General features: G+C 72.2%; 14 protein-coding genes. 10 read left to right on the top strand and 4 right to left on the bottom strand.

Features of this window, described 5'->3' with window-relative positions:
* Positions 1-31: 31 nt before the first annotated feature.
* On the top strand, positions 32-1,189 hold the full coding sequence (locus AB0G50_RS08085; protein WP_360103587.1) for a low temperature requirement protein A: 1,158 nt from the start codon (positions 32-34) through the stop codon (positions 1,187-1,189).
* Between the two features lie 41 nt (positions 1,190-1,230).
* Here the strand turns inward: AB0G50_RS08085 and AB0G50_RS08080 are convergent, their stop codons facing one another.
* Positions 1,231-1,758 (bottom strand): RICIN domain-containing protein, encoded by a 528-nt coding sequence (locus AB0G50_RS08080; protein ID WP_360103585.1) that lies wholly within the window; start codon positions 1,756-1,758, stop codon positions 1,231-1,233.
* A gap of 338 nt (positions 1,759-2,096) precedes the next feature.
* Positions 2,097-3,527, bottom strand: a complete 1,431-nt coding sequence (locus tag AB0G50_RS08075) for a hypothetical protein (protein WP_360103927.1) — start codon at positions 3,525-3,527, stop codon at positions 2,097-2,099.
* Between the two features lie 227 nt (positions 3,528-3,754).
* Between AB0G50_RS08075 and AB0G50_RS08070 the strand changes: the two genes are divergently transcribed.
* Complete coding sequence (locus AB0G50_RS08070; protein ID WP_360103583.1) at positions 3,755-4,411, top strand: DUF305 domain-containing protein; 657 nt, start codon at positions 3,755-3,757, stop codon at positions 4,409-4,411.
* Here AB0G50_RS08070 and AB0G50_RS08065 read toward each other — a convergent pair.
* Positions 4,398-4,715, bottom strand: a complete 318-nt coding sequence (locus tag AB0G50_RS08065; RefSeq protein WP_360103581.1) for an antibiotic biosynthesis monooxygenase — start codon at positions 4,713-4,715, stop codon at positions 4,398-4,400. The genes AB0G50_RS08070 and AB0G50_RS08065 overlap by 14 nt on opposite strands.
* 82 nt (positions 4,716-4,797) lie before the next feature.
* Between AB0G50_RS08065 and AB0G50_RS08060 the strand changes: the two genes are divergently transcribed.
* From AB0G50_RS08060 to AB0G50_RS08025, 8 genes are all read left to right on the top strand, one after another.
* Positions 4,798-5,388, top strand: coding sequence for a helix-turn-helix domain-containing protein (locus AB0G50_RS08060; RefSeq protein ID WP_360103579.1), 591 nt, complete (start codon positions 4,798-4,800; stop codon positions 5,386-5,388).
* A 140-nt stretch (positions 5,389-5,528) separates the two neighbouring features.
* Positions 5,529-5,876 (top strand): PadR family transcriptional regulator, encoded by a 348-nt coding sequence (locus tag AB0G50_RS08055; RefSeq protein WP_360103577.1) that lies wholly within the window; start codon positions 5,529-5,531, stop codon positions 5,874-5,876.
* The gene (locus tag AB0G50_RS08050; protein ID WP_360103575.1) at positions 5,873-6,760 is read left to right on the top strand and encodes a hypothetical protein; all 888 of its coding nucleotides are present in this window, start codon (positions 5,873-5,875) and stop codon (positions 6,758-6,760) included. The genes AB0G50_RS08055 and AB0G50_RS08050 overlap by 4 nt, the downstream gene beginning before the upstream one ends.
* Positions 6,761-6,886: 126 nt before the next feature.
* Positions 6,887-7,795: an ABC transporter ATP-binding protein gene (locus AB0G50_RS08045; RefSeq protein ID WP_360103573.1), complete on the top strand. Its 909-nt coding sequence runs from the start codon at positions 6,887-6,889 to the stop codon at positions 7,793-7,795.
* Between the two features lie 5 nt (positions 7,796-7,800).
* Positions 7,801-8,526, top strand: a complete 726-nt coding sequence (locus tag AB0G50_RS08040) for an ABC transporter permease (RefSeq protein WP_360103571.1) — start codon at positions 7,801-7,803, stop codon at positions 8,524-8,526.
* Between the two features lie 12 nt (positions 8,527-8,538).
* Positions 8,539-9,732 carry a sensor histidine kinase gene (locus AB0G50_RS08035; protein ID WP_360103569.1) on the top strand — a complete coding sequence of 398 codons (1,194 nt, stop codon included), beginning with the start codon at positions 8,539-8,541 and terminating at the stop codon, positions 9,730-9,732.
* A complete protein-coding gene (locus tag AB0G50_RS08030; RefSeq protein WP_360103567.1) occupies positions 9,729-10,346 on the top strand; it encodes a response regulator transcription factor in 618 nt (205 codons plus the stop codon). The genes AB0G50_RS08035 and AB0G50_RS08030 overlap by 4 nt, the downstream gene beginning before the upstream one ends.
* A gap of 66 nt (positions 10,347-10,412) precedes the next feature.
* Complete coding sequence (locus AB0G50_RS08025) at positions 10,413-11,252, top strand: GNAT family N-acetyltransferase (RefSeq protein ID WP_360103565.1); 840 nt, start codon at positions 10,413-10,415, stop codon at positions 11,250-11,252.
* A 4-nt stretch (positions 11,253-11,256) separates the two neighbouring features.
* On the opposite strand, the gene AB0G50_RS08020 is transcribed toward AB0G50_RS08025, so the two are convergent.
* A complete protein-coding gene (locus AB0G50_RS08020) occupies positions 11,257-11,733 on the bottom strand; it encodes a nucleoside deaminase (RefSeq protein ID WP_360103563.1) in 477 nt (158 codons plus the stop codon).
* Positions 11,734-11,736: the final 3 nt, after the last annotated feature.

Genomic DNA, 11,736 nt, shown 5'->3' with positions numbered 1-11,736 from the left:
GCAAGGCCCGCGCGGCGGTCATGATCCCCGCATGACGTGGTACCGACCGATGGCCGCCCGGCGCACCGACGAGGAGCACCGGGTCGCGACGCCGCTGGAGCTGCTGTTCGACCTGTGCTTCGTGGTGGCGGTGGCCTCCGCCGCGGCGAAGCTGCACCACTCGCTGGCGGAGGACCACGTCGGGCACGGGCTGCTCGGGTACCTGTCGGTGTTCTTCGCGATCTGGTGGGCGTGGTTGCAGTTCACCTGGTTCGCGTCGGCCTACGACACCGACGACGTGCCGTACCGGATCACCACGCTGGTGCAGATCGCCGGCGTGCTGGTGGTCGCGGCCGGCGTGCCGCGGGCGTTCGACAGCGCGGACTTCCGGGTGATCACCGCCGGGTACGTGGTGATGCGCCTCGCGATGGTGGCCCAGTGGCTGCGCGCCGCCCGGTCCGATCCCGCGCACCGGGCCTGCGCGCACCGCTACGCGCTCGGCATCACGCTCGTGCAGCTCGGCTGGCTGGCCCGGTTGTGGTTGCCGGACAACCTGTTCCTGGCCGGGTTCCTGGTGCTGGTGGTCGCGGAGCTGGCCGTGCCGTGGTGGGCGGAGCGCGCGGGGACCACGTCGTGGCACCCGCACCACATCGCCGAGCGGTACGGCCTGTTCACCCTGATCGTGCTGGGGGAGTCGATCCTGGCCGCCACCAACGCGATCCGGTCCGGCCTGGACGCGGGCCACGCGGGGTCGCTGATCGGCCTCGCGGTGGCGGGCCTGGTGATCGTGTTCTCGGTGTGGTGGCTGTACTTCGACCACCCGGCCCAGGACCTGCTGACCGCGCAGCGCTTCGCGTTGGCCTGGGGCTACGGCCACTTCTTCGTGTTCGCCTCGGTGGCCGCGCTGGGCGCGGGCCTGGAGGTGGCGGTGGACCACGAACTGCACGAGGCCCCCGTGTCCGCGGTCGGCGCGGGTCTGGCGACGACCGTGCCGGTGGCGGTGTTCCTGCTGGTGGTGTGGTGGTTGCAGGTCCGACCGGCGCGCCGCGACCAGGCCCACTACGCGTTCCCGGCCGCGGCCCTGCTGGTCCTGCTCGGCTCGTTCGCCCCCGCGCCGGTGCCCGTGACGGCGGTGGTGCTGGCCGCTCTGGTCGCGGTCGTGCTGACCTACCGGCGCGCCGGCACCCACTCGGTGGGCGACGAGGTGTGACGGGCGGCCCGCCCACGCGGGCCGCCCCTTTCCTCACTCGGTCACGGGTACAGGCCGGGGGAGACGTTCCACCAGATGAAGCCGGCCGGCGCGGAGCACGAGTACTGCCACACCTTCTTCTTGTACTCCGGCCGGGGCGCGCCCAGGCACAGGTTGCTGTGGTAGGCCTTGAGGTTCAGCGAGACGGCGTCCCACGTCCACTGCTGGTTCGGCACGTCGATGCAGGTGTACTGCTGCACCGCGGCGCCGTCGGCGGTGCTGGTGTCGCGCACGTCCAGGCACTTGCCGCTGGCCACGTTGCGCAGCTGACCCCAGCCCGCGACCCGGCCCGGGAGGAAGGTCCACTTCTGGTTGTCGTCGTCGTTGAGCTTGCAGTAGTAGATCTCGACCTGCTGCTTGTTGTCCGTCGTGCCGCGCGGCACGTCCAGGCACTGGTCGTTCGCCCCGCCGATCAGGGTGATCTTGACCGGCACCCCCGCGGACGCGGGCGCGGCGACGGCGGTGGCGAGGGCGAAGAGGGCGAAGACGGCCGTCAGCAGCGCGGACAACCTTCTGCGGAATCGTGGCAAGACTGTGAACTCCTCGCGGGAGGGGGACTTCCCTGGTGCCGCGGTGGGATCACCCCGGCGACCGAGGGGTAGCACTCCCCACCGCGAATCACCTCCCGCCCGGACGGACTCCCGTTCGGCATCCCGACCGCCGGTCCCTCGCCTGGTCGCGTCCGATCGGGGCGTTGTGCCCGGTTCGGCCCTGGCTGCCCTGCCCCGAACGGGCGGAATCCCTTTGGCAGAAGGGAGTTCCGCGCCGGAGGCCCCGCGGGAGCGGCCGACTGGTCCGCGTGCAGCAGGACGGCCTGGTCCGCCCGGAGGGACGGGCGGACCGCGTGAACGGTCCGCCCGTCGTCAGGTCACCGGCGCACGATCTCGCGGTAGTGGCCCTGGGTCTGCACGTTCAGCTCGCCCACCCGGGTGAACTTCGCCGAGGCCGTCCGCGGGTCGCGGATGTCCAGGACGTCGAAGCCCTTCGCGATGTCGGACGAGTAGATGTAGCCGTTGTAGTAGTACGTCGACCACGCACCGCCGCCCTTGCCGTCCGGCAGCGGGCCGCGTTCGAACCAGCCGATCTCCCGGGGGTTGCGGGAGTCGGTGAAGTCCCACACCGAGATACCGCCCTGGTACCAGGCCTGGACCATGATGTCCTTGCCCTGCACCGGGATCAGCGAGCCGTTGTGCGCGACGCAGTTCTCCGTGTCGGCCTGGAGCCGGGAGATCTTGTAGTACGAGCGGAACTCGAGCTTGCGCGCGTCGCCGCGGCCGGTGATGTCGTAGATGCCGTCCGCGCCGCGGGTCTTCGGGATCGTCGCGTTGCACGTCGCCGCGCCGCCGCCGCCCAGCTCGTCGGTGAAGACGACCTTGGTGCCGGTGTTGTTGAACGTGGCCGAGTGCCAGAACGCGAAGTTCACGTCGTCCTGCACGCGGTTGATCTCGCGCGGGTTCTCCCGGTCGGAGATGTCCCACAGCACGCCGTCACCCATGCACGCGCCCGCCGCGAGGTCCTTCGACGGGTACACGGTGATGTCGTGGCAGCCCGAGGTCGTGGTCACGTAACCGGTCGGCACGGTGCCGGGCCGGCCGGGGTTGCCGCCGTCCGGGAACACGACCTTCTCCTTGAGCAGCGCGGCCTTCTCCGGGTGCTTGATCGGCACCTTCACGATGGAGATGAGGTCGTGCGGCGGCTGGCAGTCCGGGAACGTCGCGCTGGGCGAGTAGGACGAGACGTACAGGTAGACGTCCTTGCCCCGCTTGTCCGGCACGAGCGTGTGGGTGTGCGAGCCGCAGCTGGTCTCGACCGCCGCGACGTACTTCGGGTTGCGCTTGTCGCTGATGTCGAAGACCTTGATGCCCTCCCAGGCCTCCTTGTTCGTCGCCGGCAGCGGGGTGCTCGCGCACGAGTTGTCGCTGCGGGACGAGTCGGTGGACAGGAACAGCAGGTCCCCGCGCACCGAGATGTCGTTCTGCGAACCGGGGCACAGGACCGTGGCAGCGATCTTGGGCTTCCTCGGGTCGCGGATGTCGTAGACCACGAAGCCGTCGTAGTTGCCGTCGAACGCGTAGCCGTCCTGGAAGGCCAGGTCCGACCACGTCGAGGCGGCGGTGAACGGCGCCGGCTTGGGCAGGTTCGCCAGGTGCTTCACGTTGCGGCTGTTGCGGATCTCGTCGACGCCGGGGATGCCGGTCGCCGGCTGTTCCTGTGCGGACAGCTGCGCCTCGCTCAACCCCGCCGTGTCGTCGGGCGCGGCGCCGGCCGGTGGCCCCCAGACCACCGCGGACAGTGCCATCGTGCACGCGCCCAGCACCGCGAGCGACGCTCTGCGCCGCCGTCGGGAATGTTCCACTTCAGGTTCCCCTTCCAACCTGGTGCAGGAAGCGCAGTATGTCCGTTGCCGCGGTGAGGTGCCGGCGTCGTTCGTCGGGAAACCCGCAGTCGTCCACCCGGTGGACGCGTCCGTCCGGCGTGTTAAGGGGCCGGTTTCCCTTGACGGGCAGCGGTACGTTGTCGTCGGCAGTGGACGAAGGGGGCGTGGGGATGCGGGTCGCGCTGGTGGTGTTCGCGGTGGCCGTGCTCGGGGTGCTCGCCGGGTGCACGGGTGCGCCCGCGCCGGACGCGCTACCGGTCATCGTGCCGGGCGGGCCGGGTGAAGCCGCGCGGACGCTGGACCCCGGTGACGTCGGCACCGACCGCTGGGTCGCGCCGAGCGAGGCCGACCTGGTCTACGTGGCCTCGATGATCGTGCACCACCGGCAGGCGCTCGACATGTCCGCGCTGGCGCCCACGCGTGCCTCCGACGAGACGGTGAAGGGCCTGGCGGCGCGGATCCACGACACCCAGGGGCCCGAGATCGGGGCCATGGAGCAGTGGCAGCGCCAGTTCGCGGAGAACGCGCCCGCGCACGGCCACAACGGGAAGCTGCCGGACGCCGACCACGGGTCCATGCCCGGCATGGCCTCCGCCGAGGAGATGACCGCGCTGGCCGCCGCGTCGGGCGCCGACTTCGACCGGCGGTTCGTGCGGTTGATGATCGCCCACCACGAGGGCGCGCTCACGATGGCGGTGGACCTGCTGTCGAAGGGGACCGACGTCCGGGTCGAGGAGATGGCGAACGACGTGGTCGCGTCGCAGTCCGACGAGATCGCCCGGCTGAAGGCCATCAGGCTTCCCTGAGCACCAGGTCCTCGCTGGGCCGGAACGTCTCGACGGCGTTGCCCGTGACGTGGCGCGCCATGCCGACGTGCAGCTTGTGCGCCTCGCGGAACGAGTCCGACTTCAGCCACGCGGTGAAGTCCTCCTCGGTGTCGAACTCGTTGATCGACACGTAGGGCTGGTCCGGCCGGGTCGGCCGCAGCAGCCTGCTGCGCCGCAACCCCGGCACGCCGGGCAGGAACGCCCGCATGGTGCCCCGGAAGTGCTCCTCGAACTCCTCGGCCCGCTCGACGGGCACGAACAGGCGGTTGGTCGCCACGAACATCCCGGCACCTCCGTTTTTCCGACGCTGTGTAGGGAAGTATTCCGACGCGCCGTAGGCAACGCAAGTGGCTACCATGTGCCAGGTGCCCAGGATCACCGCCGACACCCTCGCGCAGCACCGGGAGAACCGGTTGCGCGCGCTGCTGGACGCGGGCCGGGAGATCGTGGCGGAGGAGGGCGCGGACGCCCTGACGCTCGCCGCGCTCGCCCGCCGGGTGGGCCTGTCCAGGCCGTCCCTGTACGAGTACTTCCGCTCACGTGAGGAGCTGGTCGCCGCGATCGTCGGTGACGAGCTGCCCCAGTGGGCGCGGAAGCTGGCCGACGCGGTGCACGCGGCCGAGGGCGTGCCGGCCAAGGTCGAGGCGTTCCTGCGCACCGAGTTGGCGATCATCGCCGACGGCAGCCACGGCGCGGTGGTGGCGTTGTCCGCGCACGCGCTGCCGGAGTCGGCGCGCGAGCAGATCCGGGCCGAGCACGAGAAGCTGCTGGCGCCGTTGGCGGCCGTGCTGATCGAGGCCCGCGTGCCGCAGCCGGGGTTGCGGGCGTTGCTGATCCACGGGTCGGTCGAGGCGGCGGCGCGCACCCTGCGGCCGGGCGACCCGGCGCAGTACGAGGCGGTCGTGGCGGCGTTGCTCGACCAGGTGCTGCACGGGCTGGGCGCGCGCCCGGCCTGAGCCTCGTCAGGTTCCGAGTCCCGGTTCTGGGCCTCGCCGGGTCTCGAGCCCGGTCCGAGTCGCGTAGGCCCCTGTGGTGCGGCCGAAGCGGGTCCGAAGCTTTCGGCGGCTACCTTGCTTGGCAAGGTAGCATGCGTGGCATGGTCACGGACGGGCGAAGTCCGCTCGCGCAGATGCGCAAGGGGCTCGCCGAGTACTGCGTGCTCGCCCTGCTGGGCGGGCGCGAGCGGTACGGCGTGGAGCTGGTCGAGGTGCTGTCCCGGCACGGGCTGATCGCCGGCGAGGGCACGATCTACCCGCTCCTGTCGCGGTTGCGGCGGCAGGGGCTGGTGGTGACGACGTGGCGGGAGAGCGAGGTCGGGCCGCCGCGCCGGTACTACGCCCTGAGCGCGGACGGCGTCGTGGCGACCGAGCGCTTCGCGCGGGACTGGGCCGCGCTGAGCGAGTCCGTGCGGAAGATCATCGCGGGGGAAGGCGAACCAGGATGAGCAAGTCGACCGTCGACCACCCGCTGGTGGTCGGGTACCTCGACCGGTTGGAGCACGCGGCGGCCGCACTGCCTGCGCACCGCCGGGCGGAACTGCTGGAGGAGATCCGCGCGCACGTGGAGCTGTCGTTACCGGGCACGCCGTCCGAGGCCGACGTCCGCACCCTGCTGGACCGGGTGGGCGACCCGACCGAGATCGTCGCCGCGGAGTGGGACGCCACGCCACCCACCGCCCCGGGCTCGGGAGTCACTGCGCCGGGTTCCACCGGGCTGCCCGGCATCGCGCCGGGTGCCGCGGAGGAGTACGCCGCCGTGCCGGGTTCCGGCGGGGAGCACGCCGCCGCGCCGGGTTCGCCGGAGGGACGTGCCGTCGCGTCGGGTCTCAGCGGTGAGCGCGCTGGCGTGCCAGGTTCCCCGGAGGGGCGTGCCGTCGCGTCGGATCCCGGCGGGGAGCACTCGGTCGGGCCGGGTTCCGCCCGGGAGCGTGCCGGCGCGTCCGGTCCCGATGGCGAGCGTGCCGCCGCCTCGAGGCATGTCGAGCGGGAATCGTTGCGGCGCAAGGACATCGTGGGCCTGTTGCTGTTGCTCGCCGGTGGCGCGGTGGTGCCGCCCGTCGGGTACCTCCTCGGCACGGCGCTGGTCGGGTTCTCCCGTCGGTGGGCGGTTCCGGCGCGCGTGGTGCTCGTCGGGTTGCCGTGCGCGGCGGCGTTGCGGGTCGTGGCCGAGTGGGTTCGCGACGGGCACTGGTACTCGGTCGCCGACCTGGTGGTCGACCCGCGCGGCGCGCTGCACGACTTCGCGAACCTCGGCGCGCTCGCCCTGCCGTACACGAGCGTCCAGGTCGCGCTGCTCCTGCTGGTCCGGTACGTCGGTCGGGGTCGTTGAAGCAGCGAACAAGGGGATTGTTGAACAATTCCCGCCCGAGGTGGAGCAGCGGTCAACCGATCGGTTGACCCGGGGTGTGGCGGGCTGAGCGATTCCGCGGCGCGGCGGCCCGACCAGGCTTGGGGCATGGCGATCATCGAGGTGACCGACCTCGTCAAGAGGTACGGGCGGACGGTCGCGGTGGACGGGGTGTCGTTCACCGTGGACGAGGGGGAGATCTTCGGCGTCCTCGGGCCCAACGGCGCCGGGAAGACCACGACCGTCGAGTGCGTCGAGGGGCTGCGCTCGCCGGACGGCGGCACCATCCGGGTGGCCGGGTTCGACCCGCGCGCCGACCGGGCCCGGGTCCGCGAGGTGCTCGGCGCGCAACTCCAGCAGAGCGAACTGCCCGACCGCATCCGGGTCGGCGAGGCGCTGGACCTGTACGCCTCGTTCTACCCCGACCCGGCGGACTGGCGGGACCTGCTGGACGTGCTCGGCCTCGGCAAGCACGTCCGCGCCGAGTACCGCACGCTCTCCGGCGGTCAGAAGCAGCGGGTGTCCATCGCGCTCGCGCTCGTCGGCAAACCCCGGATCGCGGTCCTGGACGAGTTGACCACCGGGCTCGACCCGCAGGCCAGGCGCGACACCTGGAGCCTCGTGGAGCAGGTGCGCGACTCCGGCGTCACGGTCGTCCTCGTCACGCACTTCATGGAGGAGGCCGAACGGCTCTGCGACCGGCTCGCGGTGATCGACGCCGGCCGGGTGGTCGCCATCGACACCCCGGCGGGCCTGGTGGAGAAGAACTCCGCGGGCCAACGGGTCCGGTTCCGGCCGACCTCGGAGCTGGACCCGGAACTGCTGCGGGTGCTGCCCGAGGTGACCGGCGTCGAGCGGCACGGGCCGCAGTTCGTGGTGTCGGGCACCGGGAACCTGCTGCACGCCGTCACGTCCGTGTTGGCGCGCAACCAGATCACCGCGGCCGAACTCCGCGTCGAGCAGGGCGACCTGGACGACGCGTTCCTCCACCTCACCGGCAAAGCCCTTTCGGAGTGACCGGCATGAACAAGATCATCCGCATCGAGTGGAAGCTGTTCCTGCGCGAGCCCGCCATGGTCGGGTTCGCGATCCTCTTCCCGACCGTCCTGCTGCTGGTGCTCGGCGCCGTGCCGGCACTGCGCACCCCGGACCCCCAGTTCGGCGGCGCCCGGTTCATCGACTCCTACGTGTCCACCCTGGTCGTCATCACGCTCGCCTTCCTGGGCCTGAACAAGCTGCCCGGCACCGTCGCGACCTACCGCGAGAAGGGCGTGCTGCGCCGGTTCTCCACCACGCCGGTGCACCCGGCCCGTCTGCTGGTCGCCCAGATCGTGGTCAACCTGGTGGCCGGCGTGCTCTCGGTCGTGCTGCTCCTGGTGGTGTGCAAGGCGGTGTTCGACATCGACCTCCCGCACGCGCCGCTGGGCTTCGTCGCGGCGTTCGTGCTCGGGCTGCTCTCGTTGTCCGCCCTGGGACTCCTGGTCGCCGCGTGGGCGCCCAACGCCCGGGCGGCGGGCGGCTGGGCCACCGTCGTGTTCATGCTCGTCATGTTCTTCGGCGGCGCCTACCTGCCCCGGTTCCTGCTGCCCGCGCCGCTGGTCCGGATCGGCGAGTACCTGCCGCCGGGCGTCGGCGCGTTGCAGGACGCCTGGCTCGGCACCGCGCCGAGCCCCGTCCACCTCGCGGTGATGGCCCTGATCGCGCTGGCGGCGGGTACCGTCGCGGCGAAGTCGTTCCGCTGGGAGTAGGCAGGTGTGGGCGTGACGGACGAACTCGACCGCTGGGAGCGGAGACTGGGCTCGGTCGCCCAGGTCGTGCCGTACTTCGCGCTCGTGCTCTCGACGGTGATGTACTGGCTGATCGCGCCGCACCCGCGCGCGGACCTGCTGGCCGTGGCGGGCGCGACCGTCCTGTGGATGCTGTGGTTCCGCACGCTGCACCCGGGTTGGGTGTCGCGCCGCGGGCTGATGCTGGTGTTCTTCGCCGGGATCCTGCTCTCCTACGGCTACCTCGGCCTCAGCGACGCGATGTTCGGCTTCTTCTCGTTCGCCGGCTACGTCTACGCGGTCGACGTGCTCCGGGGCCGGCTCAAGTTCGTCGGCGTGGTGGTCAACGCGGTGCTCGCGGCCACCTCGTTGTACGGGGGCCTGCCGCCGTTCGACCAACCCGTGCCGCTGCTGATCTACGCGGTGATCGTGCTGTTCATCGTCACGCTCGCCGGGACGTTCACCTTCCTCGGCCACGTCACGGAGGCACAGTCCCAGCGGCGCAAGGAGATGGTGGCCGAACTCGCGACCATGGTCGAGGAGAACGCCGGGTTGCACGCCCAACTGCTGATCCAGGCCAGGGAGGCGGGCGTGCTGGACGAGCGGCAGCGGTTGGCCCGGGAGATCCACGACACCCTGGCGCAGGGCTTCACCGGCATCATCACCCAGCTCCAGGCCGTCGACGCGCCGGACCGCCACGTCGACACCGCGGTGCGCCTGGCCCGGGAGAACCTGGCCGAGGCACGCCGTTCGGTGCACGCCCTGAGCCCACCCGCGCTGGAGGACGCGAACCTGCCGGACGCGCTGGACGAGGTGGTCGCGGGCTGGATCGACCAGACCGGCGTGCCCGTCACCGTGTCCTGCACCGGCGTGCCGCGGCCGCTGCACCCCGAGGTCGAGGTGACGCTGCTGCGCGCCGCGCAGGAGGCGCTCGCCAACGTGGCCAAGCACGCCGCCGCCCACCGGGTCGGGTTGACGTTGTCCTACATGGAGGACGTGGTGACGCTGGACGTGCGCGACGACGGCACGGGCTTCGACCCCGACGCGCGCACCGCCGGCTTCGGCCTGGTCGGCATGCGGCAACGGGTGGCGCGGCTGGCCGGCGCGCTGGTGGTGGAGTCCGAACCGGGCGCCGGCACGGCGGTGTCCGCGTCGGTGCCCGCGATCCCGGCGGAGGCGGCCTCGTGATCCGGGTGGTGATCGTGGACGACCACCCCGTGGTGCGGGACGGGTTGCGCGGCATGCTCGCCGCGGCGGGCGACCTGGAGGTGGTCGGCGAGGCGGCGGACGGCGCGGAGGCGGTCGCCGTGGTCGCCGCGACCCGGCCGGACGTCGTGCTGATGGACCTGCGGATGCCCGGCGTGGACGGTGTCACGGCCATCGGGCGGCTGCGCGACGACCCGGCGAAGGTGTTGGTGCTGACCACTTACGACACCGACAGCGACGTGCTGCCCGCGATCAAGGCCGGCGCGACGGGCTACCTGCTCAAGGACACCCCGCGCGAGGAGCTGTTCCGCGCGGTCCGGTCGGCGGCCAGGGGCGAGGCGGTGCTGTCGCCGTCGGTCGCGACCCGCCTGGTGGGTCAGGTCCGCACCCCGGCGGCGGAACCGCTGAGCGACCGGGAGATCGAGGTGCTGGGCCTGATCGCGCGCGGCTGCACCAACCGCGAGGCCGCCGTGAGGCTGTTCATCAGCGAGGCCACGGTCAAAACCCACCTCGTGCACGTCTACGCCAAACTCGGCGTCAAGGACCGCGCGGCGGCGGTGGCCGTCGCCTACGAACGCGGTCTGCTCGGCGCATAACGCGGGTGCGCCCCACCGCCCGCGGCCGGCATGCTCCGGACTCCTCGACACAGGGAGGAATCCGGCGTGAAGGCTCCACTGGACGCACCCGTCCGCTCGCTCGGCGTCGAGGAGTTGCCCGACTGCCTCGACCTGGCCGCGGATCGCGGGTGGCAGGCCGAGGAGCACAAGTGGCGGCTGCTGTTCGGGATCGGCGAGGTGCACGGGGTGTCCGCGCCGGACGGCGGGTTGGCGGGCGCGGTCGTCACGACGCGGTACGGCCGCGAGGTCACCGCGATCGGCATGATGCTGGTGGCCGGGAGGTTCGCCCGTCAGGGCCTCGGTCTGCGGTTGATCACCCACGCGCTGGAGCACGCCGGCACCGCGAGCGCGCACCTGACGGCCACCGACGGTGGTCGGCCGCTGTACGAGCGGGTCGGGTTCCGGACGATCGGCGCGTGCACCCAGTACGTCGGAGGGTTCCGGCCCGCGCTCGTCCCGCCGCGGTCCCGGCCGGCGACGTCGGCCGACCTCCCGGCGATCCGGGCGCTGGACGCGGAGGCGTTCGGGGCGGCCCGGACGGCCCTGCTGGACCGGTTGCCGTCGTTCGGAAGTCAGTTGCGGGTGGTCGACGGCCCGGACGGGATCACCGGTTACGGCGGCGCGTGGCGCAACGTCGACAACACCGTCCTGGGCCCGGTGATCGCCGCCGACGACGACACCGCGGTCGCCCTGCTCACCGACCTCGGCCTGGCCGCGGCCGGACCGGTCCGGCTCGACCTCGAGCACCGGCGGCCCGCGCTGCTCGCCTGGGCCGCCGGGTGCGGGCTGCGACCCGGTGACACCACCGCGGTCATGCTCCGCGGCGAACCCCTGCCCGGTGACCGGGAACGCCTGTACACCCCGGTGATGGTCGCCCTGGGCTGAGCGGCTAGTAGTCGACGCGGTCGGCGCGCGCGGTCCACGCCTCGAACGGCGCGGTGTCCTCGGTGGTGCCGATCCGGTCGACGGGCATGGACCAGCGCTCGCGCGGTGTCGCGAACAGGTCGTAGAACTCGCGGTCGTCGAAGCCCGCCTTCGCCGCGTCGTGCCGGTCCGCCGCGTACACCACGCGGTCCACCCGCGCCCACAGCGCGGCCGACAGGCACAGCGGGCAGGGTTCGCAGGACGACACCAGGACGCAACCGTGCAGCCGGAAGTCCCCGATCGCCCGGCACGCCGCGCGGATCGCCACCACCTCGGCGTGCGCGGTCGGGTCCAGCGACGGGGTGACCTGGTTGGTGCCGGTGGCGATCACCTCGCCGGCGCGCACCACGACCGCGCCGAACGGTCCGCCGCCCTCGGCCACGTTGGCCGTGGCGAGCGCGATCGCGTCGAGCAGGAAACGGGCCTCGGGTGAGGTGGTCACGGG

The organism is Actinosynnema sp. NPDC020468 (genome assembly GCF_040642015.1).
GTDB lineage: Bacteria > Actinomycetota > Actinomycetes > Mycobacteriales > Pseudonocardiaceae > Actinosynnema.
The sequence above is the reverse complement of the archived record's forward strand: the minus strand, read 5'-3'. Positions and strand labels throughout refer to the sequence as shown.